Source organism: Syntrophomonas sp. UBA1041, from assembly GCF_002316705.1.
GTDB lineage: Bacteria > Bacillota > Syntrophomonadia > Syntrophomonadales > Syntrophomonadaceae > DTU019.
This window is the reverse complement of record NZ_DCEA01000107.1, coordinates 78,751-101,375: the sequence shown is the minus strand read 5'-3', so window position 1 is coordinate 101,375 and position 22,625 is coordinate 78,751. Positions and strand designations below refer to the sequence as shown.

Below are 22,625 nucleotides of genomic sequence, written 5' to 3'. Positions count from 1 at the left end.
TTCTGATACCAAGCCGTTTTCTAACCCCGATTCAAATCTCCTAGTGCAATCATTGCTGCGCTCCCTCTTTTCTTCTTTCGGTTGGCGCCTTTTCGCCTGAGACCCGGGTATAGGCTCCTAGTGCAGATATAGCAGGAATTCACAACCTGAACTCCCTGTATTGGGCATGATCCTCCGCTTATCCTGCTAAATATCTATCCCGGCCAAAAAGCCCTCCCATCAACTTCCTTGGGAGGGCTTTGGAGGACTAGCTGCGCTCTGTTTCCTTAGTTAATCAAGTTCCAAATTACGGTCATGGCTTCAGCCCGGGTGGTATTACCCTGCGGCCTGAAGCTGCTGTCCGGATAACCGTTCATGATACCGTTCTGTACTGCTGCTGACACGCTGCCTTTAGCCCAGGAGGAAATCGTGTTACTGTCGGTAAAGGCAGCCTGTGCCGGGCCTTGATCCAGTTTAGCGGCCTTCACCGCCATCACCGCCATCTGCTCCCTGGTGATCGAATCATCAGGACCGAAATGGTTCTCATCATAACCGCCGACTATGCCATGGGACTCGGCAATAGCCACTATGTCTCTGGACCAGTGTGTGGCGGTATCGGCAAATACCCTGCCGTCCCCTGCGTTCTGAAGCTGCAGGGCTTTCACCAGCAGTGCGGCGAATTCCGCCCGGGTGATGCTCTGCTCCGGTCTAAAGGCGCCGTCCCCGTAACCCTGAGCTATGCCCTGCCCCGCCAGTGTCTCAATGGTTTCTTGGGCCCAGTGCCGGCTGATATCGCTGAATACCGGGGAAGACGGCTGGGGTTGAACAGGAGCCGCTTCTTTCGCCATAACAGCGAAAACTGTGAAATGGTCGACAGTTACGGTTATAGTGTTTCCGGCTACGGTTCCGCCCAGTTCAATCCAGGTAGAGGTCGACCTGTCATAGAAATACACCACCGGGGTGCTGCCGGCGGGAACCTGTCCAGGATCGAAACTGAAGGTCAGGCTGACCGGTTTATTAAAGGTGTAGGAGCTGTGGCCTCCCACGGTGACTTCAAAGGCCTGGCCCAGGAATATGAATCCCCCCGGCTCCTGAGGCAAGGACCCAGCCCGGCTTATCTCCACATTTACCCTGGCGCTGCCCTGCAGGGCGCCATCCGGTATATTTAGGGAGACTTCACTGCCCAGGCTGATCTCTCCGCCGGCCGATGGACTTACAAATGCCGCGCCGGTGTCGGTTTCCACCCGGGCGGCCGGAGCCAGGGAACCGCCGCCCCCGCCTCCGCCACCCCCGCCGGTGGCGCGGTTTTTAAATGTTACATAGACATCTTCACCAGAGGCCAGACTATCAATGGTAAAGGTAAGTTTGTCATTGGAAAGGGTTCCGTTATCAATTCCGCTCCATTCATCGACTGTCTTGCCGCTGTCAGGGTCTGCGCTGAATACCACCCGGCTGCCCTCGGTTACAGTGTCGCCGCTGCTGATGGGCGCTCCCTCTGCAGTTGCGCTTAGGCTGCCCCCGCTTCCAGCTCCAAAGTATACCACATATAGCTGCAGCTCCGGATCTTCCGGCTTTAACTCGAAGAATACTCTGATATACTCAGGTTTGTCGAGGCCGTCGATAATATAGGTCTGAATATCGCTGCCAGATTCCGGCTGCCCGCTGACCTCAAACAGTCCGCGGAACCAGCTTTGCACCCGATAACCTTCCGCCGGCTGGGCGGTGAAGATTAAGGTAGCTCCGCCTGATTGGTCGCTGTCCGAGGTGATATCAGCACTGTCTGCAGTGGCGGTAATGGTGCCGTTGCCCTCCGCAACGAAGATCACGTTATAGTACTGCTGTTCGAAATCGGCTGTCACTTCGGTATCCTGCACCATTGTAAAGCTGTAGGATTCTCCGGTCTGGTCTTCCAGGAGGACCCCGTCCGCATACCAGGCGGTGAGCAAGTATCCGGCCGGAGGCGATGCAGTCACGGTTACAGTTTTGTCGCCCTGTACCAAATCATCATCCAGCTCGGCGCCAGCCACAGAAGCTGTCAGGTTTTCTCCCAGGGTCAAGATATAATACTCACGTTCAAATTCAACTTCCACAAAGCCTCCGTTGCTCACTGTCAGCTCATAGGTATCGTTGCCGCCTGCCACCTGCTCCCCATTGCACCTCCATTCCTTGACCTGATAGCCTTCATCGGGTATGGCGGTAAATGTCACTTCAGTGCCGTCAGCCACCTCTGTGCCGCTTAAAATCTCTCCATCGGCACTTGATGCTGAAACGGAGCCCTGGCCGATGGCGGCAAATGTCAGGGGGTTTATACCCGCTTCGAATTCCACTGTGATCTCATGGTTGGCTTGAATAGCAGCGATACTATATACGGGATCGGCGCCGGCAATCGCGCTGCCGTCTATCGTCCATTCCTTCACGGTATAGCCGGCTTCAGGCACAGCAGTAAAGACTACCTGGCTGTCCTGCAAGATATCCTCCCCGCTTCCGTATGGTTCGCTCACCCCGGCGTAGGTGGCCAGGGCGTTGATAGTGCCGTTCTCCCCGCCTTCTTCATCCGGGAGGGTATCGATCACCCAATAATCCACCCAATAGGTATTGGTGGATTCGAACTCCACGGTTACAGTGACACTTGACTGAAGATCCTCCAGTATATAGGTCTCGCTTAACAACGGGGATTCCCCGCTGTCATCCATAATGACCGCAGAGCCCAGTTTCCACTGTTTGACCCGGTAGCCTTCCGGCGGATAGGCGGTGAAGAGTACATCTGCGTATCCCCTGACCCGGTCGCCGCTGGAGATATACTCCCCGTCCACCTCGGCAGTCAGGGTGCCGCTACCATGACCGATAGCCCCGAAGTCAACCGTATAGGTGATGGCATCGATAAATACCGCTACAACATTCAAGGCTTCTTGTATATTGGCCGCAGTGTAGACCGGGCTGCTGCCCTGCACCACCTGTCCGTTGACGATCCACTCCTTGATCATGGTGTTGGCGTCGTCAGGGGTTGCGGTGAATACCACCTCACTGCCTTTAGTGACCAGGTCGCCGCTCTCCAGGGCTGATCCGCCGTTGACTTCAGCGGCGACCTGCCCGTTGCCGGTGGCTGCATAGCCCACTGCCACATATTCCGCCGGGGTGAAGGTCACTTTCAGATCAGTATCTTGAGTTATGGTGTGAAAATAACTATTCTGCTTATAGCCGTTGACTACGCTGTTATTCACTTTCCATTGATCCACCATAAAGCCGTCATCCGGTGCGGCCAGGAAATTGACTACTGTCTGCGCCGGCAGCACCGCTCCCGAGCCCACGTTCAGACTGCCGATCCGTGCGGTCAGGGTGCCGTTGTCACCGGCACTGTAAGTCAGATTACACATGTCGGGTACAAAATAAACCTCGATCTCCAGATCAGCACTCAGGCTGTTGAAAGTGATATATGCCGAGGTGTCGTAGGACTGGTCTTTCATCAATTCGATACCGTTGACCACCCATTTCTCCACCCGGTAGCCGGCATCAGGCACGGCGCTGAAGCGCACATAGGCTCCGGCAGCGATATCATAACCGCTGTTGTAATCTTCATCCAGGACCCTCCAATTGTTGACCTCGGCCAGAACTGAACCGTTGGAGACCCCGCGGAATCTGATATTATACTTGGGGCCCTCGATATTCACGATGCCTTTGCTTACACTCAAGACCTCATAATTATTTCCCGCCTGGGTGATATTGCCGATGAATACATCGTAGACCCCGGCCGGTGAACTGCTGTTGACTGTATACAGATACTCGACTGTAAAGACAGTATCCAGAGAATCCTCTAGCTTCATCTCGCCGCCGGTCAGTTCCAGGACAAAAGGCTCCAGGGAATCTCCCTGGTTTAGCATCTGATCCTTCACCTTCAGTGCGATCTGGGCTTTGTTAACAGTGATGTTCTTGGTCACTTTCAGTACCGTGGCGCCCATGGTGGCGGTGGCCTCCAGTTGGTAAGTTCCCGCCCGGGCTGCGGTCAGCTGCCATTTGGGATTGCTTCCTTCCGATTTTACAACGGCCAATCCTTCCGTATCCGAAGAAACGAACTCCACTTCATCAACTAACAACGTTTTCATGCTTCCATTCTGCCATGCGGTTGCGCTCAGATTGACCACATCCCCGTAATTCAGGGTGTTGTTTTCGATCCCGGTGATCCTGAGTCCCGAAGCCCCGGCCGCGCTGCTGTCAACACAGGTAAAACTGCTGGTGGACGAAGTGCTCTTATGATAATTACCGTCTCCCAGGTAGACGGCCACGATGTCATAACTGCCATAGAAGTTCGGTGACCAGCTTATCTCGGCCCCATTTCCGTTTACCACCGCTGCTTCTATGATTGTCAGTACCGGGTCGGGATACTCTATCTGCGTCCCCTCTTCGCCTTCGGTCACTTCCGGATCCGGATAAAAGGTAAGCAGGAAATTTATCTTGCCGGTGGGCGGTATGGAAGCATCGATATTATCCAGGGTTGCCGTTACAGTCAACGGTGTATTGATATCGCCATAGCCGTCGGATGGATCCAAACTGAGCAATACCGCCAGGTTATTCTTGTTCACCGTCAGGGTTACAGCCTGTGAATAAATGGTGATAGGCTTATCTTTTACATATTGGGAAACTGCGCAGCGATAACGGCCGGCATCTGCTTTACTCACCCCGTTGATGGCCAACAGGTTATTGCCGGCGCCTTCAACCGACTGCCATTTGCCATCCACATAGCGCTGCCACTGGTAAAAGATGCGGTCGGAGACAGAAGCACTGGGCGCCGGCTGGGCGATGACCTGGAACACCGCCCGGCTGCCGGCAGCGACCTCCACTGATTCAGGCTGCTGGGTAATGATCGGCGCATCGGAGGTGGGATTGGTCCGGGCAACGCATTCCGGTCCCAATACGCTTTCAGTAACCTGGCTGCCGTAGCCGGCCCCTATGGACTGGATTTTGTAGCGGTAGTTGGTGTAAGGCTGCAGGCCGGTGTCGGTATAGGTGGTTGTACCGACCGGTATTTCATCCCCGATCTTGTAATATCCGGCCAGGTCTCCTTCAAAATCATAGTAACGGTAGAGTTGATAACCGCTTACATGGGGATCGACATTGTCCCAGCGCAGGGTAACGCTGTTTTCAGTGGAGCTCTGCATCTCCAGATTCTGGGGCAGTAAAGGCGGCCTGCGCACCTGGCTCACCGCATAAGTTACCACCGGGAAACTCTGCTTTTCACTTATATAAGGATAGGCCACCAGCTTCCAGGCGTAATTATATCCATGATCTTCGGCCTCCAGCGGCATATTGAGCAGAGTCGCGGTATAGCCCACATTTTTAATGGTAGTCTCAGCCCAGCCTCCCCCGCCGCCGATACTGTAAGTCACCCCGGCAGTGGCTCCCACTGCTCCCCCGCCAACGCGGCCGGACAATTCAGCTGAGAAGGTATGGGAATCGGTATCGGTTTCTGTAATTTCTATATTTTGTGTGATATAGGCGTTGCCGAAGCCCACTGTTGAAAACAGCTCATATTCAATGGGGTCTTTCACCTTAAACATACCGAGGCTGCTGCTATGATAAGTTTCAGGTCTCCCCAGGGTATGCTTAAACAGCTCGCCGCCGATGCGGGGCAGGCCCGGTTCGCGGCTGGCAATCTCATCGTATTTATCGGCGGGAATCACCACGTAAGCCGCCTCATAGGGGAAACATTGGTTCATGGAGGTCCAGTAGCCGCCTTTGCCGCCGACCCCGGGGCACCACACGTCATACATAAAGACATCCATGGGGATGGCATATACGGCCACGCTGTCCTGGCCTCCGAAGGTGCCGTAAGATATAGCGGTGGTAACTTCCGTTTCATGAGAGGTGTCCCAGGTATAGCCGGCAGTAAACGCTGTTTCATACTCAGCCTGGGCAATCTTAAAGCCAAAAATAGAAACTTCCGACTCCAGGCTGGCATAGGCGCCGGCTGTGACCGAAACATTGCCGTGGGTTTCTGAACCACCGCCTTCACCGGAGGTGATTTCAGTTGTACTGCCGCCGATGTAGCTCTCACCGCCGTCCAGGTGTTCCAGGTCTCCGAAATAGGGCGGCGAGGCCAGGGCGGCCAGTACGGTCGGAAACGAATATTGCAGGTCATGGCCGGTGTATCTGATAATCACAGTGTCATCATCGGTATTGGGAGCTGCCAGGGCCGCACACGTGGTGATGCTGTCCAGTTCCGTCACGCTGCTTGGGCTGCCGTAGGTGGCGATCTCAAAACCTCCGCTGTCCCAGGATTGGCTGGCTGAATTCCAGTTGAGCTTTTCCCGCAGGATTTTCAACTGCTCGAACTGATAACTGTTGCCGTCGAAATTTCCGCTGACAATCCCGTAGTCTGCATAGTTTGGGCCTGTATACGTCCCGCCCTGGCCTTCATAAACGTCATCCATTTCATCAATGATGATGCCATCGATATAAGTGTAGGCTCCTTTCGTTGTAAGAGGATCTTTGCCTAGAAAATCAACACACGCCAGGGTGGTCAATTTATTCTCGTTAATATTGAGGACGTTGAACAATTCGGCACTGCCCAGGTCCATTCTCCCGTAAACCTCTTGAAAATCCCAGCGGCCGACAGCGCCGTCATAGCGATAGCCCAAAACCACCCGGGAAACCTCACGTTGACCGTTACTATTGACTCTGCTTCCGGCCACCACCAGCTCCATCTGCCCGTCATCACTGTCACCCTGCACATTCCCGATGGCAGCCGCGGCGTTGTTAATACGGCTGGTATAATAGTCTTTGCCATTATCCTCGCCCCTGGAGAGATGGTTGAAAACGTGGGGGCTGGCCAGGGAAAAGTTCTGGCTTTTGAAAATATAGATGTGTCCGGTATATTCACTATAGACCTGCTCAGTACCGGGTCCGTTGTAGCTCACCGCCAGATCCGCCAGATTATCGCCGGTAATGTCCCCAGAGGTCATATATACGAATTCAGAAAACCCCGGCAAGGAGAAAGTCTGTTCCGGCTCGTCCTGAATGACCCCGTCAACGATCTGATAGAGAGCCAGACGGGGATCAGCCGCATCAGGCACATACACAACGATCTCACTGACGCCGTCATTGTCGAAGTCACCGGCGACCAGGGTTAGAAAGCTGTGCTGGTTGCGGTAATCCGTAATCAAAGGGGTCCCGGCTTCGCTGTTAGAAAATACCAGGATCTGGTTGCCTGCCGGACCGGCCAGATCTTCTATGGGGTCGACAATCGACAGGTACAACTCACCATTGTTGGCTTCCCGGTAATATAGTTCGGCAACGGCGTGGGGTTTGCCCACGTCGTTTAAATCCAGGGCCACCGATTTGACATATTTATTGTCATTCTCATCCGCAACGGTCTCGGTAACGGTTTGGGCCAGGTTATTGTCACCTATCAGAGACCTCTTGACCGCGCCGACTGATTGTGGGGGCTGCCCGGGATCAACCGCCACTTCCATCGTACCTATCTCCGTAATGTAGGTCTCGGAGACCGGGTTTACAGAAACATTCTTGCTGTTATAAGGCTGGCTTTCCGCGCGCTGGTCATAGTTTTCCAAATCCTCGCTGCTGGTGCTCAGACCCAGATCGGAATACACATCCGCGTAAGCCAACTGCCCCGATATCAGCGGCACTGCCGCCAACGCCATTATCAACGCCACTACAATTCCCAAAACCGTCTTTCTCATGCTCTCCCCCGCTTTCTAGCTTCTTATCCCTGAGATTGCATTTTTTGCTAATTTCCGCGCCAATCTACCAGGATGATAACAAGGCGGCCTTAAAAAATCTTAAATATTTTCCATAATTCGGGTATAATACAATTCCGGTGCTGTTGCATTTGAAGTTCGGCTAAGGCAGCCTGGAACGGGGTTCGGCATGATGTTATTTGGGGACCGCAAGCTCAGAATATAGCTTCAGGATTCCGGGGTAGGCAATAATATGGGGATGGGGGGCAGACAAAGCAGGCGTGGAAAGTCTAGGCTTTACGGATCCAATGATAATAGCGGGTGTATTTTTCCGGGGGCTCCTCAAGCAGTTCCCGCTTCAGCATATCGGTGTATTGTTCATAAATCAGGATGTAGTCCTGTTTTTTATCATTTTTAATATAGACATCCAGAAGCAGAGTAAACCCCTCTTCCGAAATGGGATTGCGGGCAACCAGTTCCAGCAGGACTGTTTCCGCAGGCTGATAATCAGAATTACCCAGATAAAACCGGGCCAACCCCAAAGCGATGCGTTCGTACTCCAGTTCTACAATGTTGGCGGTTTGTTCCGCCCAGTCATAATCTACATCCTGCAGGTAGCCGCCCCGGCAGGACTGCAGCACGGCTGCGGCAGCCCGGGCATTACCGGAGTTGATCACCGCATTGCTGCGCGCAAAACTCATAAAATCGGTGTAGTCACATGTCCCCGGGGCTATGTCCAGAATCATGTTATCCTGGAAGCGCAGGCGCTCCCCCTTTGGATCGATATCCCGCAGCAGGCGGCGAAAATTATGGATGGTCACATAAAGATTGTTCTGCGCTTTTTTGTCCATAACTCCGTTGAAGATGGCTGATGCCAAGTCTTTGTGCGATACCGGGGCCGCTTCCAAATCGATCAAATACATTAAAAGGTCTTTTACCCTGCGGGTACCCCACCTGATCTGATCCTGGCCTGAGACCGTCATGCTAAAATTCCCGAAACATTTTATACGGATAGCTCCATTGTTAGACCTGCTGCCGGCTTGCAGCAGCCCGACCTGTTTTCGGATTTGTTTCACGGCGGCATCCATTTGCGACTCCTGGATCGGTTTCAATAGATAATCCAGGGGATGGACCTGGAACGACTCCAGGGCATAGGCACTGTAGGCGGTGACAAAAACGATGATCATGTCTGCGTTGATAGTACGCATTTTTCGAGCGGTTTCCAGACCATTGCTATAGGGCAGGTCGATATCCAGGAAGACCGCATCGGGAAGCGCAAGATCCCCGGCCGGTCTTTGCTGTAAATACTCAATAGCCTGCCGCGGATCGGTGAAAGCGCCCATGACTTCCACATCCGCATATTTGCCCAGCAAATACCCCAGTTCATCCAGGATGGGCGGCTCATCGTCAACCAGTAGCACTTTGATGACCATCTACCTCCTTGTACGGAATCTCCAGGTATACCTCGCACCCACCTTCCGGGGGGCTTAAAAACTGCAGCTGACTGCCATAGAGGTTGTTTAAACGGCGGTTTATATTGGCGATACCGATGCCCCGGCGAATTAGGTTTGAATCCTGGCTGTCCATTCCGCAGCCGTCATCCCGGACTCCGATGCGCACCATATCTCCGCTCCGCTGTGTATACACTGCCACAGTTCCTGAATCCTGCAGGCGCAAACCATGGGTCAGAGCGTTTTCTACCAAAGGCTGCAGGGTCAGCGGAGGGATAAGAAAATTATCGGTTTCGATGAGATAATTGACCCGAAATCCATCTCCGAAGCGGGCCTGTTGCAAGGCGACATAGGCTTTAACCATTTCCAATTCCTGCTCTATAGTTATCAGTTCGATGTTGGTATAGTCAAAGTGGCCGCGTAAATAGCTGCTGAAATTAACCAGGAGCTGACGCGAACGGTCGGGATCGGTGCGGGAAATCGAAATGATGGCGCTTAAAGCGTTATGTATGAAATGGGGTCTGATCTGTTCTTTCAAAGCATATAATTCCAATTGCTGCGCTTCTTTAAAATTACGGGCTATTATGACACACTCCACCAGAATAATAACTCCAAACACCAGCCCGCTGCCTGAAAGAACCTGGTAGGCCAGTGAACTGTCGGCCATTACGTCGAATAAAAACAGAACCACGACGGAACTCAAAAGTATCAGCAGCGCGGCAGATCCCGGTCTGTTTTCCAGAACTGCCCTGATCAGCGCAATAATTACCACCAATACTATCAAGGCCATTAACATGTCAAAAACTATACCGGCATCGCTCTGCATCACTCCGGGAGCTGCTGCGACACATAGAAAGAGCCCTAAAGTATAAATCAACAGGGCCGGACTAAACCAACGGGGCAATAGCCGGGGATAAATCGCAGCTATGGAAGCCGGGCCCAACAACTGAATAAGAAGGCCTGATGCATAGTCCATTTGGCTAAACCTGATCAGGGACATTTGCGGAAGCAAGTCGGCGATCAAAACCTCTTGAATAATCATAACCCGCATCATTGTGGTGAAACCAAACAGACCCAGGAGCAGGAGGTCTGTTCTGCCCGGCACCAGAAGCCAAAAAACCAATAATAATATGGATATGGTCAGAAGGCCTCCCACCATCAGATAGTCAATAACTGACTCCCAATCATCAGTGTGCCCCGGGGCATCATAATACTCCAAGACCAGCGGCCATTGCAAAAGGCCTCTGGTGTCATACTGGTTGGCGGTTTGCAGGATAATATCGAAACTGTCTTTGTCTGTAGAAAAATGAACGCGCTGAGATCGGTAAGCGGATATAGGCGCTGTGAGGTCATCACTCAATTTACCGTTGGCAGCCAACAGGCGGTCGTCAACATATAGCCGGTAGGCCGCGCATAATGGGCCTAAGCGCATGGTATAGCCGCTGTCAGTGGGTGCGTTGATGACCCGAATGCGGTAGGTTGCGGTATTATACTCAGGCAGAGGCTGCCCGTAGGCATCCACCTTTTTAAATAATGAGTACGGCAGCGGAAAAAGCGTGAAATTCCCGGTCCCGCTGTTGATTGCGGCTCCGTCCGCAAGCTGATCCGCATATAATTCCCACTCACCGGACATATGGAAGCTGGGGTACCCAGCGGCAGACCAACCGCCAAGGTCCAAAACACCTCCATTTATTCCCGGTACTCTATACTGGGCTGATGTATGGCCGATGTACTGGGCGGTGAACAGCAACAGGGCAGGCAGCAGGAGGAATATAACTTTTAGAGTACCATGCTTATTCATAAAATTCTGACCTTACAACAGCAAATAATATAACGAATAAGTACTTTTTCGCTGACAAAACCTGATTATCCTGTAAATTTATATGAAGATTTCGAGCAAAAAACATATGAGGAGCATGAAGGGGGACGTTTCGTTTGTATTATTCCTGTAGGGATAATACAAACGAAACGTCCCCCTCAACACCCCCGTCCTCGCTTGCGTTAATAAAACTAGTGCTTGATAATGGTCCGCAATTGATTGGACATCATCTGGTATTCATCCCGCGAGCGCAGGTTATCCATCATAAAGCAGGGGTTTTTGATGTTCTCCAGAACCCGTCCCGGAGCCGGAGAGAGCACTACGATGTTGCTGCCCAGGTAGAGGGCCTCGTCTACACTGTGGGTGATAAAAACCGTTGTCACCTGATGCTCTTTCCAGATGTTCAAGAAAAGCTCCTGAATCTCCTCACGGGTGATGGCATCCAGAGCGGAGAAAGGCTCATCCATCAGGAGCAGATCCGGTTTTAACAGAAATGCCCGGGCAATGGCCACCCGCTGCTGCTGCCCCCCGCTCAATTCCTTGGGATAGCGGTGCAGCAAATCATCGATCCCCAGCTGTTGAAAAATATAGCGGCTGTATTCATCGAGAGCGATCCGGTCCTTTTTGATCTTGAGGCCTAACATGGCATTCTGATAGACCGTTTTCCAGGGCACCAGCCCGTAATTCTGCAGGATCAGCCCGATGCGCTGCGCTTTGGGGTCCACGGCCCGCCCGTCTATGGAAACCTGGCCGCCATATTGCTTCTTTATCCCCGACAATACGTACAACAGAGTCGATTTGCCACAGCCGGAAGGACCGATAAAAGTATAGATTTCTCCGCTTTCGATGTCGATGCTCAGATGATCCAGGGCCATGATCTCCTGGTTTTTCCATTTATAGTACACCGATAAATCCTTGATCTTGATCACTAAAAGCTACCTCAATATTGATTCATCCACCAGGTCTTGATATTCATAATTCCCTTTAATGAAATTTTTAGCTTTCATCCACTGCACTACATCATTGACGATCTTCTCATCCGGTTTCACCGCCACGGAGTATTGGGGCAAAACCAGGGAATCTCTGATATTGGCCGGGAAGCCCTGGGACTCGATCACAAAGTCCAAGTAGCTTTCGGCCGGTTCTTGCTGCAGGTAAGCCACGCTGTCATTGTAAGCACGGAAAACCGCTTTGATGGCTTCAGGGTTCTCCTCAAGGCTTTTCGCGGTAAAAGCTATAGCCCCGGGCTTGTTGGCCAGCTCATCGGTGCTGGCAAGGACTTTAGCTCCATTTTTAACCGCCAGGCCGGCCAGGGGTTCAGGCAGGATGCAGGCGTCAATTTTGCCCCCCATAAGCATTTCCAGTCTGGTGGGCAGCGGTGGAATGGCTACTTTTTCCACATCTGCGGGACTCATCTGATCGGCTTCCAGCATCTTGTCGACCATGTATTCCATGATGGTATTGGTGGACAGTCCAACCGTCCGTCCTTTTAGATCCTGCATGGAATCGATTCCCGAGTCCTTGCCGGCCAGCATTTCCACATTGCCGTCATTCCTGGCAATAATCTTCTGCTTAAAACCGCCTTCGTTGGCGAACACCACCGCCAGGACGTCGGTAATCAACCCGTCCAGCTGCCCGCTCTGCATGGCGCTGTCCCTATCCTGGGCGCTTTTGAAATGAACTATTTTCACATCAACGCCGTGGTTTTTAAAATAACCGTTCTTCTCCGCAATAATAAAGGGAACTGATTCCACATCGGGCATCACTCCGATGGTGATGGTTTTTGACTCCGCGGGAGCGGGTTCTTTTTGGGCGCAGCCGACCAGATTAAAAGCGGCGGCCAAGATCAACAAGCAAACCAGAATTCTTTTCATCTTCTAATCCCCCACACTTACATATTTTTTTCCGTGTCTATTCACGCCTGATTTTAATACATTATGCCAGATAAGGCCATAGATTTGGGAAACTTAATCCAAATAATTGTGATAAAATAGCTCAAAAGCATTTGTAGAAGGAGTATAGAATGATCACTGATGAATTAATTCAGCGTATCAATGAATTGGCCCGCAAAAAGAAAAGCCAGGGGTTAACCCCGGAAGAACAAGTGGAGCAGCAAAAGCTTTACCGCATCTATCTGGATTCGGTAAGGACCCAGCTCACCACTCAACTGGACGCCGCCGGCCTCAAGCCCAAAGGCCATGTCTGCCATGACAGCTGCGGCTGCCAACACCACCACCGCCCCAACGGCGAATGAGGCAGTGCGTCCCTGTACCCGCGATAAAGAACCCTGTCCCTGCGGCAGAAAATAAAAAGGCCGGGGAGTTTTTTCCCCGGCTGTATGCCAATAAGTAAGCTCCAACGAACCTTTATCAACTTCTTCCTATCATTACCTTCCAACTCCTGTTTCCCATCTCTATCTTCCTACAAGCCCTTCGTCCATTCCGTTCTTCCTTACTCATCGTCTACATCAGCTTTACTTCACTTCCGCTCTTACCTTCCAACCCTTTCGGACTTTCCAGCAATCACTTCGATGTCGTCAGACCTGCTGCACACTACTTTCCGGCTTACTTCCTAGATATAGTGAACCCTTTTGATCCACTGGCGCCTGTATTCCGACTCGATGTTCCGTTTCCGTTTTCCGGCTCTGTTAGGAATCCATCTTAGGAATTCCTTGGAGCTTATTTATATAATACTGTGAATACCCGGGGTAATCCAGGTCCGTATATGCCCGTATAAGTCCATATATATCTGTTAGATGCGTTTTTGACCTTATTTCTCTTTATTCCTCACTATAAATATTTATTTAATAAAATCTTAACAAAATCATAACATTAGTATAGATATAAGTATGTAACAGGCTATGGTTTAAAGGAAGCAGGAGGAGATTAAACAATATGAAAAGTCTCAGGACTTAGCAGGAAAGGCAAGCAAAAAAAGCGTAATAATAGGTTGATGGGTGAAATGGAATAATGGCCTCATCAGGGCCTTTAAGGATACGTAAATAACCGAAACCGTTTGCAGCACTTCCCTCTGCCGGGATCCATGCAAACACCCCGGTTAGCCCCGCATACTGTTTAATGGTATAATACAGGATAATTCAGGGGCATGCGGAGGCCCGACGATCAGCAGCGAGAGGTGACTGGTTTGCTTATCACCATATCCCGACAGACTGGGAGCCTGGGCGAAGAAATTACACGACAGCTGGCAAAGAATCTGAATTTACCGGTGATCACACGAGACTCCATATTAAATCAATGGTTTGCCGAAGTGGCCGGCAAGCATGAACTGCATATGCTCACAGAAAGCCCCGCATTTTTTCTGACCCCTTCATCACTGGGCATCAGTTTCGCCGCAATCCTGGAAAACAAACTCAAAGATTATGTATCCCAACAGTCCGCCATCATCGTCGGTTTGGGGGCGCAGATCATATTTGCCCCAGATCCCTCGGCACTTCATGTTAAAATCACCGCCCCCCCGGAGGTTCGCATCAACAGGGTTATGCAGACCCATAGCCTGGATAAAAAGGATGCGGAGAGATTTCTGGAGCTCACCGACCGCAAGCACCGGCGCTATATTTCCACGATTTATAAACAGGATTGGTCTGACCCGGCATTGTATCACCTGACCCTTAATACCGGTTTATTAAGCGTCGATGAGGCTGTCGCCCTGTTGCGGTATGCGGCCCAGAACCGGTCCGGCTTATCTCCCGCCGAACCTGAAGCGGTCACTGACCATAACCGGAAGCCAGTGGTTTTCAAACATCCCTCCGAAGAGGAGTTCGCCACCATCCTGGATATGCACGGCATCGAATGGCAGTACGAACCGCGCACCTTTCCCATCAAGTGGGATGCCGAGGGCAATATCACCCTGGCCTTTTCCCCCGATTTCTATCTGCCCCGGTTTGATACCTATATCGAGCTCACCACTATGGATCAGAAATACGTCTCGGAAAAAAAGAAGAAGGTGCAGTTGTTAAAGAAGCTGTATCCGGGCACTAATATCAACATAGTATTTAAAAACGACTTCTATAGCCTGGCCAGAAGATTCGGCCTACGGGAGGAATCGTAAATAAATGACTTCATCAGGTATCGGCAAAATCATTTTTTCTCAGGAGCAAATCCAAAAACGAGTCGCTGAGGTAGGCAGTGAGATCACCCGTGATTATAAGGAGCGGGATCTGGTGATCGTGAGCGTGCTCAAAGGCTCTCTCTACTTTGTAGCTGACTTAACCCGCAGCATCGACCTGCCTTTAGAAGTTGATTTCCTTTCCATCGGCCTGTCCCCGGAAGCCGCCCCCAAGGCCGGGGCAGTACGCTTCACCAAAGATCTGGACATCGATATTAAGGGGCGGGACGTCTTGCTGGCAGAAGATGTGATCGGCACCGGCCTCACCCTGGGCTACATCTGCCAGCACCTGGAAGCCGCCCGGCCCGCCAGTTTAAAAATCTGCACCCTTCTGGACAATCCCGCCGAACGGCTCCTGACCATCAACATCGACTACCGTTGTTTTGTGATGCCAGACACCTTCCTGATCGGATACGGCCTGGATTACCATGAGAAATACCGCAACCTTCCTTATATAGCCGAGTTTGTACGGGACAGAACCGGCAAACCGGTTTGATCTGACTCGCACTGTCATATCGGCATTGTCTATAACCCGCTGGTTAAAACCTCGCTGCCAGCGTGGCGCCAAGGCCTCTTACCTTTTGATCGCAGGATTCTCCACCGGTAAAGCCTGCTACTCACTTATCAAAAGGTGACGTTTCTTTATGTGTGGTTATTGATCTTGGAATAAGTCTTCAAGCCGCTGAGTGGATTTTATGTATTTAAGTAGCTCGTTGGTAAGCAGTCCGGTTATGTATCCGGTAGGAATGGAAAACAGCAGCATAACCGGCAGATAATAAAATATGCCCGAGAAATTAAGAATCAATGCAGCCAGGGCCAATTGCCCAAGGTTATGGGCGATGGCCCCTAATATACTGATGACGGTGATGCTGAGCCCAGACATGGCCCGCAAAGAAACAGCCATTAGGCACAGAGCGCTGAGCGCACCGGAACAACTCATGAAAAACCCCACCCCGAATAAAGTGCCGCTCAGTAAAGCACCCAGTACGGTTCGCAAAACCGTGATCTGCAAAGCCGTCCTGAAGTCCAGTACTATCAAGGCCAATAAGGTGATGATGTTGGCCAGGCCCAGTTTCACTCCGGGGATCGGGATGGGATTAGGCAAGAGACTTTCGACGAAATGAAGCACCGAGGCTTGAGCAACCAGCATTGCGACAACAGCGAGTTTTTTGGTGGGTGTCAAATCCTTCAACTCTCCCCCAGGCACAACTTGATAAGCTGCATTGTTGATGGTCCATACTTGGATTTCAGAAATCTGCTCTTTGATATTATAATATACGAGATGGGATTTGTCTTTTTGGGGAGATTGTAATATGGTCGGAATTAAGCTAGGCCAATACGTTCAAGGGGATTCTTTATTGCACTCGTTGGACCCCCGCACCAAAATCATTTGCTGTGCGCTTATGGTTCTGGGCGTACTAATCAATCCCGACTGGCATTTGCTGATTTTCTACCTTTTAACAACCGCGCTGGCTATGAAGATTTCTGGAATGGATTGGCATTTCGCTTCCCGCAGTCTGCGCAGCATCCGCTATCTTCTGCTGATTACTTTCGCCTTTCAGGCTGTGCTCACCCCCGGCAACCCGGTTTTTGAGCTGGGCCTGCTCAGTGTTACCAGGGAAGGATTGAGGCTGGGCAGCATCAACCTGGCTCGTTTATTAATACTATACTTTGTTTCCATGGTTTTATTGAGAACCACCTCCCCCTTTAAGCTATCCGCAGGTATTGAGGCGCTTTTTCTACCGTTGAGCAAACTAAAGATACCGATACACGATTTTATTACCATTCTGAGCATCTCTTTTCGTTTTATTCCCACTTTGATCGATCAGGCGGTAGTCATCAAAAATGCCCAGCAGTCCAGAGGAGCGCAATTTGATGCACCAAAGCTCGGAATCAGGCTGAAAAGCTATCTGGCCATATTGATCCCATTATTTGAGACCTCATTGTCCAGAGCCGGGGATATCGGCGAAGCCATGGACAGCCGCTGCTATACGGGGCGCCCCAACCAATTGCGCATCAGCCGCTTGCATATGAAGCCACTGGATCTGGCAATAATCGTTTTTTTATTGCTGGGATCGGCCCTGGGAACGTTTATCTCCCTGATGGGTTAGGAGAGAGTCACACTATGGATATAGAAGGCATTGAACTGTTAGACGTAAGCAAAAAATATAAAAACGCTCGGGCGGCAAACGCTGCGCTGAGCAACGTCAATTTGACCATTCTTCCCGGCCAATATGTCGGGATAACGGGTGTGAACGGTTCCGGCAAATCAACCCTGGTACGACTCTTAAATGGACTGATCCAGCCCGGCAGAGGCAAGGTCTACGTCGACGGGCTGGACACCAGCAATCCCGGCCATTTACCCCTAATCCGGCGCCTGGTGGGAGTAGTATTTCAGAATCCCGACAATCAGCTGCTTTCTCCCTTGGTGGAGGAAGAAATCGCCTTCGGTCTGGAGAACCTGGACTTGCCCTTGCAGGAAATCAGCCGGCGAATTGAATGGGCCCTTCAGTTAGTGGGGCTTGAAGCTATGAAGCACCATTCCCCAAATTTGCTCTCCGGCGGACAAAAGCAAAAAGTTGCTCTGGCGGCGGTCTTGGCAATGAAGCCAAAATACCTGGTTCTTGATGAGCCCACCTCCATGCTGGACACCATCAGCAGGAAAGAACTGCTGGATCAACTTAAGACCCTGCATGGTGAAGGCATGACCATAATTTTATCGAGCCATAACCCTGAAGATTTGGTCCAGGCCGATAGAATAATAGTTATCGATCAGGGCTCAATCCATTTGCAGGGCGCGCCCTGGGAAGTCTACCGGCAAGAGGCGGAATTGGCAGCCATCGGATTGGAACCTCCCGGCCTCTACATGCTGCTCAGCCATCTAACCCGGAATGAGTACAGCATAGATGGCGGTATAAAAACTACAGCAGAGTTGGTGCAATACATATGCTCCCGATTATAAATGTAACCGGCCTTCACTACACCTATTTGCCGGGTACCCCCTATGAACGCGAGGCCCTCAAGGACATCAATTTTTCACTGCAGCGGGGAGAGCTGTTAGGGGTTTTCGGTCCCAACGGCTCGGGCAAATCCACACTGGTACAGCACTTAAACGGCCTGCTCTATCCCACCAGGGGCTCGGTGACAGTCTGCGCTGCAGATACTTCCGACCGGCAACAAAGGCGGGAGCTATGGAAAAAGGTAAGCCTGGTTTTTCAATACCCTGAACAGCAGATTTTCGGGACGACGGTCTGGGAGGAAATTGCCTATGGGCCGAAAAACCTGGGATTGGATGATGCTGAAATCAATGATCGCGTGAAAAAAGCCATGCAGCAGGTGGGCCTGCTCCCGGAAGATAGCGCCGGAATCCCTCCCTACAGTCTGAGCGGCGGTATGAAAAGAAGAGTGGCTATCGCCGGCCTACTGGCCATGGACCCGGAGATACTAATCCTGGATGAACCTATGGCAGGACTCGATCCCGCCGGACGCAGTCTAATACTGGATATCATAAAGCACCGTCACGACAACAGCCAAACCACAGTCATGATTTCCCACAACCTGCAGGATATCATGGCTTTAGCTGATAAAGTAGCCATTCTCCATCAGGGCTCGCTGGTTTTCTTTGGTGCCGTGTCCCAATTGCTTAAGGACAAAGAAATACTATCCAGGTATCATCTGGAGCTTCCCGATTATTTGCAGGTTATTTACTCCCTGCAGCAGCAGGGCTATATGTTGAATAGTGCGGCCAGGAGCATAGCCGAAGCCGCTAAAGAAATGGCCCGGCTGCTGGGTTCGAAATTGTAGAATCAGTTAGAGAGTCACCCGGCGGGTTGGTAATCATTCGGCAATAGCGATCACGGCCCGGTTGGGGAGACACACCGCGGTATCACCGGGGTTTTCCAGCCACCCGGTTTTTACGCAGATTTTGTCGGGGCAATCCGCCTGTTTAAACCTGATGCGCCCCGGTTCCACTTCCACGATTTCATGATATTTGCCCGGGAGTATGATCTCCCTGGGTTCGGTAACGGCATCCAGGTTAATTTCTTCTATCACTTTTTGATCCTGTTTGATAATGGCAATTCGATTATGATCGAGGGATTTATGGTTTTCAAAGCTTCGCCAGGCCCCCCAGCCCGCCCATATCAAAAGCATTACCAGCCCGGCCATAAATAACTCACGTCTATTCATGGGTTGATGTTCCGTTGCTCTCTAACCGGGGGTGATATCAAGGAACTGTTTCTATGCTGGCGGCGCGCCAGCAACTCAGCAGTCTCCCGTTCCACCTCCTGCTGAAAGAAGTTAATATCGAGGGTTGACGGTGCCTGGATGATATCCAGCCAGAAGGCTCCTAAAGCTTTTTTCCTGGGGGTGAAGGCCGGATCATAGTGCAGCAGGAAAACGTAAAACCTGGCCAAATCAGACTCGATCCTCCCCTGGCGGCATTCCTCAAAATCGATCCCATATAGCTTTTGTGAATCGGGCTGATACAAAAAATTGCGCAGGTGAACATCGCCCAGTATATACTGCTGCCCTGTCATCTCCCGGGTCAAGGCATAGAAGTCCATCACCCATAGGTATATCTTGTGGACGATTTCCTCAGCCAGCTGCAGTTCGCTGTCCTCAATCAGATCTACCACCGGAATTGCCTCAATGAAACGATAGACGTTGATATAGGCCGTCTGGTTTACCGACAGACGAGGAGGTGTCAGTATATCGGATTTTTCCAACAGACTGCCGATCTCGGTTTCCATGCGGAATCTCTCGGCATCGCTGAATTTTTTGATGACCACATCCCCATAGCGGTAAACATCGTTCTTTTTGCTGGGAAGCCGCTTTGCACCCTTATACTCATTCATGACTATCCCCCTGCTTGGCCATTCCTGGGCCACCGCTCCAATCCGTCACCATCGCTTCGATCAAGTCTGCCAGGCGAGCCGCTGCGGTGACGGCATTGATTACCGGCAGCCCTTTATACTCTGCCAGGTGATGGGAGATCTGCCCTGAAACTGCAAAAATCTCTGGCCTTAATCGTTCCTCAATTTCTGATTCAGAATGTGCAGCAATGATTCCCGGCCCCAGAAAATCATAGGCTCCTTCCAGCAACACAAAATCATGGTCATAAAAGCTCAATATTCTCTCTAGAGAGAGGCGCTGCGGGAACATCACATCGGTTTCATACAAACCCCGAGCAGTAACCAGCTGCGAGCCCGCCATTTTGTGGCGGTGGGTGTTGGTTCCCTCCTCATCCATGGCAAAGCCCTGAAAATGGATATCCTTTACCGAGCCCACGCTGTAACCTCTGCGCCGCAGTTCAGGTATTATGGCCTCTATTGTAGTGGTCTTGCCCGATTTGGAAGGGCCAATGATAGATAATACTTTCATGCTGTCTCCCCTCTGCTGTTTTTGGTCACGCTCTAGTTTCCCGTAAGCCGGGGGTATTGGAGGGAGAAGCTTAGCGCTCCATATCCCCTGTACAAATCCGTCAAAGGATAAATCAATATAAATAAAAATAATATGCCAAAGTCAATGCCATCAACAAAAGTCCTCCAGATATCAGCACATAGTCTTTCACTCCCAGAGTCAAAACCAGATAACTGCTGCGAGTAGAGTACGCCCGGAAAGCGCGCATCTCAATAGACATTGATATCGCCCTGGCCTTAATCAGTGCCCCGGCTACCACCGGCTGAAAAAGGCTGGCTGTCACCTCCAGCTTCTGTCGCCAGGAAAGTTCCCTCAGGTTAACCCCGCGCAACTGAATGGCTGTCATGGCCTCCCTGGCCTCCCCGGCAAAGACCGGCAGGAAACGGATGCCCATGGATACCATGAAGGCAATCTCATAAGGAAGCTTGCATTGCACCATCCCCTGAATTATCTCCCGGCTGTTGGAGGTAGCTAGTATCCCGGCTGAAGCTGCTATTATCGACATGCGCAGTATAAATTCCGCTGCCATCATTAACCCGCCGGTGGTGAGCAGATTAATACTGCCCACAGTGAGCAGCGCCTGTCCACCGGGAACAAATATGCTCTGCATCAGGGCTATGAATATCACCATATTAAAGAGCACCCGGGTCTTTTTAAGCATATCCCAGGGGTTGACCCCGAACAATAACAGCAGTAATATTGACGCTGCCAGAAGTCCGCTCAAAAAAGCCCAGTGGCTCATTATCACTGCGCCCGAGGACAGACAGGCTACCAGTAACAGCTTGCTGCGCGGATCCAGGTCAGAAAAAGCGGTCATCACGGATCTCCCCTCCCTCCATCCGCAGAATGCGCTCCGCATTTTGCTCGATAAAGGTTTGATGGTGACTTATCAAGAGTATTCCTGTACCTTTGCGCCTCAAGCTGGCAATTATTTCAGTTAATGCTTTAATTCGTTCTTCGTCAAGTCCAGTTGTGGGTTCATCCAAAATCAGGTATTCCGGATTCTGGGCCAGGCAAGCGGCCAGGACCACCCTTCGTTTTTCACCCCAGCTCAGATTTAGAGGGAAGGCCTCTTTAAGATGTTCAATATCAAAAAGGTTTAGCAGATATGCAGTTACCCGGGAAATATGTTCTAAATTTGCGCCCCGGTATTTCAACCCAAAACCGATTTCCTCCGCCACCGAGGATGCAAAAAGCTGTTGATCCGGGTTTTGAAAGCTGTATCCTATTTTTCTCCCCATCAGGTATAAGGGCATGTCGCGAGTGTTTTCACCAAAAAGAAGAACCTGTCCACGAGCAGGCTTTAAGATCCCTGCCAGGAGTTTGCCCAGGGTGGTCTTTCCCACCCCATTCGGTCCTGTAAGCGCGACTGTCTCGCCTCTGTATAAAGTGAAGCTCAGGCTATTTATTATACTGCTTTCCCGGTCATAACCAAAGCCTAAATTACTGGCTTCGATAGCCGTTTCTCTAATCATGGCTGATTACCTCTGGAGATGATTGGCGGTTAAGACCGCCCCGGCTTAAAAGCCAGATCTGGTCGGCTACCTCCAGATTGCTCTTGTCATGTTCGACGAACACTATGGCTTTGCCTTGTCTCTTTAGTTCCAGCAAGACCGTTTTGATTCTTCCCCGCATGGCATCATCCAACTGCGAAAAAGGCTCATCGAGAAGGATTATATCCGGATCCAGTGTCAATACCCCACCCAGGGCCACCAGCTGTTTTCCCCCCCCGGAGAGTTTGACCGGATTGGCGAGGCGCAGCCGGTGCAGGCCGATTAGCTGCAAAATGCTTTCGATCCTGCGACCGATTTCTTCCCGGGGAAGGCAGAGATTCTCCGGGCCAAAAGCCAGTTCATCCTCAACAGTGGGCAGAAACAACTGGCTGTCCGGGTCCTGGAAAACCATCCCTACCCTGCCCTCAAGGCTGACATCACCACTAAACTCACCTTTGATAAACCTGGGAATCACGCCTGAAAGGCAGTAGCACAGAGTGCTTTTTCCACTGCCGGATGGGCCGGTAAGGGCTGAAATCTGACCGCTTTTCAATTCAAAAGATATCTGCTCAAAGAGCCACTGATCCTGTCCCCTATACCGAAAAGAGAGCTCTCTGGCTCGTATGCTCGCTATCAATCCGTTTAT

At 51.2% G+C, this 22,625-nt stretch carries 18 protein-coding genes; 6 read left to right on the top strand and 12 right to left on the bottom strand.

Translation table 11 applies throughout. The features are described from left to right. Positions 1–266: 266 nt before the first annotated feature. The 5 genes from B2633_RS15995 to B2633_RS15975 all read right to left on the bottom strand — a co-directional run bounded on the left by B2633_RS15995 (position 267) and on the right by B2633_RS15975 (position 12,814). Positions 267–7,673 (bottom strand): InlB B-repeat-containing protein, encoded by a 7,407-nt coding sequence (locus tag B2633_RS15995; RefSeq protein WP_483171692.1) that lies wholly within the window; start codon positions 7,671–7,673, stop codon positions 267–269. A gap of 287 nt (positions 7,674–7,960) precedes the next feature. Continuing rightward, on the bottom strand, positions 7,961–9,103 hold the full coding sequence (locus B2633_RS15990; RefSeq protein WP_483171691.1) for a response regulator: 1,143 nt from the start codon (positions 9,101–9,103) through the stop codon (positions 7,961–7,963). Further along, positions 9,078–10,754: a sensor histidine kinase gene (locus B2633_RS15985; RefSeq protein ID WP_483171690.1), complete on the bottom strand. Its 1,677-nt coding sequence runs from the start codon at positions 10,752–10,754 to the stop codon at positions 9,078–9,080. The genes B2633_RS15990 and B2633_RS15985 overlap by 26 nt, the downstream gene beginning before the upstream one ends. Before the next feature lie 377 nt (positions 10,755–11,131). Next, a complete protein-coding gene (locus B2633_RS15980; protein ID WP_481039702.1) occupies positions 11,132–11,869 on the bottom strand; it encodes an ABC transporter ATP-binding protein in 738 nt (245 codons plus the stop codon). Between the two features lie 6 nt (positions 11,870–11,875). Next, entirely contained in the window at positions 11,876–12,814 is a 939-nt protein-coding gene (locus tag B2633_RS15975; RefSeq protein WP_483171689.1) for an ABC transporter substrate-binding protein, read from the bottom strand. Positions 12,815–12,963: 149 nt separating this feature from the next. Between B2633_RS15975 and B2633_RS15970 the strand changes: the two genes are divergently transcribed. The 3 genes from B2633_RS15970 to hpt all read left to right on the top strand — a co-directional run bounded on the left by B2633_RS15970 (position 12,964) and on the right by hpt (position 15,561). Further along, the gene (locus tag B2633_RS15970; protein ID WP_483171688.1) at positions 12,964–13,194 is read left to right on the top strand and encodes a DUF896 domain-containing protein; all 231 of its coding nucleotides are present in this window, start codon (positions 12,964–12,966) and stop codon (positions 13,192–13,194) included. Between the two features lie 851 nt (positions 13,195–14,045). After that, positions 14,046–15,008 (top strand): cytidylate kinase family protein, encoded by a 963-nt coding sequence (locus B2633_RS15965; protein ID WP_483171687.1) that lies wholly within the window; start codon positions 14,046–14,048, stop codon positions 15,006–15,008. A gap of 4 nt (positions 15,009–15,012) precedes the next feature. Next, positions 15,013–15,561, top strand: coding sequence for a hypoxanthine phosphoribosyltransferase (hpt, locus tag B2633_RS15960; RefSeq protein WP_483171686.1), 549 nt, complete (start codon positions 15,013–15,015; stop codon positions 15,559–15,561). A gap of 156 nt (positions 15,562–15,717) precedes the next feature. Here hpt and B2633_RS15955 read toward each other — a convergent pair whose 3' ends face one another. Then, a complete protein-coding gene (locus B2633_RS15955) occupies positions 15,718–16,248 on the bottom strand; it encodes a Gx transporter family protein (protein WP_483171685.1) in 531 nt (176 codons plus the stop codon). A 130-nt stretch (positions 16,249–16,378) separates the two neighbouring features. Between B2633_RS15955 and B2633_RS15950 the strand changes: the two genes are divergently transcribed. From B2633_RS15950 to B2633_RS15940, 3 genes are read left to right on the top strand one after another with little or no spacing between them, the layout of a single operon-like run. Continuing rightward, complete coding sequence (locus B2633_RS15950; protein ID WP_483171684.1) at positions 16,379–17,176, top strand: energy-coupling factor transporter transmembrane component T family protein; 798 nt, start codon at positions 16,379–16,381, stop codon at positions 17,174–17,176. A gap of 14 nt (positions 17,177–17,190) precedes the next feature. Beyond that, positions 17,191–18,027, top strand: a complete 837-nt coding sequence (locus B2633_RS15945) for an ATP-binding cassette domain-containing protein (protein ID WP_483171683.1) — start codon at positions 17,191–17,193, stop codon at positions 18,025–18,027. Continuing rightward, entirely contained in the window at positions 18,012–18,869 is an 858-nt protein-coding gene (locus B2633_RS15940) for an energy-coupling factor transporter ATPase (protein ID WP_483171682.1), read from the top strand. The genes B2633_RS15945 and B2633_RS15940 overlap by 16 nt, the downstream gene beginning before the upstream one ends. A 33-nt stretch (positions 18,870–18,902) precedes the next feature. On the opposite strand, the gene B2633_RS15935 is transcribed toward B2633_RS15940, so the two are convergent. The 6 genes from B2633_RS15935 to B2633_RS15910 all read right to left on the bottom strand — a co-directional run bounded on the left by B2633_RS15935 (position 18,903) and on the right by B2633_RS15910 (position 22,616). Continuing rightward, a complete protein-coding gene (locus tag B2633_RS15935; protein WP_483171681.1) occupies positions 18,903–19,253 on the bottom strand; it encodes a NusG domain II-containing protein in 351 nt (116 codons plus the stop codon). Beyond that, positions 19,250–19,921, bottom strand: a complete 672-nt coding sequence (locus tag B2633_RS15930) for a BUD32 family EKC/KEOPS complex subunit (RefSeq protein ID WP_483171680.1) — start codon at positions 19,919–19,921, stop codon at positions 19,250–19,252. Before B2633_RS15930 ends, B2633_RS15935 begins: the two co-directional genes overlap by 4 nt. Next, complete coding sequence (gene mobB, locus B2633_RS15925) at positions 19,914–20,447, bottom strand: molybdopterin-guanine dinucleotide biosynthesis protein B (protein ID WP_483171679.1); 534 nt, start codon at positions 20,445–20,447, stop codon at positions 19,914–19,916. The genes B2633_RS15930 and mobB overlap by 8 nt, the downstream gene beginning before the upstream one ends. A gap of 112 nt (positions 20,448–20,559) precedes the next feature. Next, positions 20,560–21,303, bottom strand: a complete 744-nt coding sequence (locus tag B2633_RS15920) for an energy-coupling factor transporter transmembrane component T family protein (protein ID WP_483171739.1) — start codon at positions 21,301–21,303, stop codon at positions 20,560–20,562. Further along, positions 21,287–21,961, bottom strand: coding sequence for an energy-coupling factor ABC transporter ATP-binding protein (locus tag B2633_RS15915; protein WP_483171678.1), 675 nt, complete (start codon positions 21,959–21,961; stop codon positions 21,287–21,289). Before B2633_RS15915 ends, B2633_RS15920 begins: the two co-directional genes overlap by 17 nt. Beyond that, positions 21,954–22,616, bottom strand: coding sequence for an energy-coupling factor ABC transporter ATP-binding protein (locus tag B2633_RS15910; protein WP_483171677.1), 663 nt, complete (start codon positions 22,614–22,616; stop codon positions 21,954–21,956). The genes B2633_RS15915 and B2633_RS15910 overlap by 8 nt, the downstream gene beginning before the upstream one ends. Between the last annotated feature and the right edge of the window lie 9 nt (positions 22,617–22,625).

Coding starts and splice junctions, on each gene's coding strand:
- B2633_RS15995 (WP_483171692.1), bottom strand. CDS start 7,673: ATGAGAAAGACGGTTTTGGGAATTGTAGTGGCGTTGATAATGGCGTTG.
- B2633_RS15935 (WP_483171681.1), bottom strand. CDS start 19,253: ATGAATAGACGTGAGTTATTTATGGCCGGGCTGGTAATGCTTTTGATA.
- B2633_RS15990 (WP_483171691.1), bottom strand. CDS start 9,103: ATGGTCATCAAAGTGCTACTGGTTGACGATGAGCCGCCCATCCTGGAT.
- B2633_RS15940 (WP_483171682.1), top strand. CDS start 18,012: ATGCTCCCGATTATAAATGTAACCGGCCTTCACTACACCTATTTGCCG.
- B2633_RS15985 (WP_483171690.1), bottom strand. CDS start 10,754: ATGTCCGGTGAGTGGGAATTATATGCGGATCAGCTTGCGGACGGAGCC.
- B2633_RS15965 (WP_483171687.1), top strand. CDS start 14,046: ATGCGGAGGCCCGACGATCAGCAGCGAGAGGTGACTGGTTTGCTTATC.
- mobB (WP_483171679.1), bottom strand. CDS start 20,447: ATGAAAGTATTATCTATCATTGGCCCTTCCAAATCGGGCAAGACCACT.
- B2633_RS15975 (WP_483171689.1), bottom strand. CDS start 12,814: ATGAAAAGAATTCTGGTTTGCTTGTTGATCTTGGCCGCCGCTTTTAAT.
- B2633_RS15915 (WP_483171678.1), bottom strand. CDS start 21,961: ATGATTAGAGAAACGGCTATCGAAGCCAGTAATTTAGGCTTTGGTTAT.
- B2633_RS15945 (WP_483171683.1), top strand. CDS start 17,191: ATGGATATAGAAGGCATTGAACTGTTAGACGTAAGCAAAAAATATAAA.
- B2633_RS15920 (WP_483171739.1), bottom strand. CDS start 21,303: ATGACCGCTTTTTCTGACCTGGATCCGCGCAGCAAGCTGTTACTGGTA.
- B2633_RS15930 (WP_483171680.1), bottom strand. CDS start 19,921: ATGAATGAGTATAAGGGTGCAAAGCGGCTTCCCAGCAAAAAGAACGAT.
- hpt (WP_483171686.1), top strand. CDS start 15,013: ATGACTTCATCAGGTATCGGCAAAATCATTTTTTCTCAGGAGCAAATC.
- B2633_RS15950 (WP_483171684.1), top strand. CDS start 16,379: ATGGTCGGAATTAAGCTAGGCCAATACGTTCAAGGGGATTCTTTATTG.
- B2633_RS15970 (WP_483171688.1), top strand. CDS start 12,964: ATGATCACTGATGAATTAATTCAGCGTATCAATGAATTGGCCCGCAAA.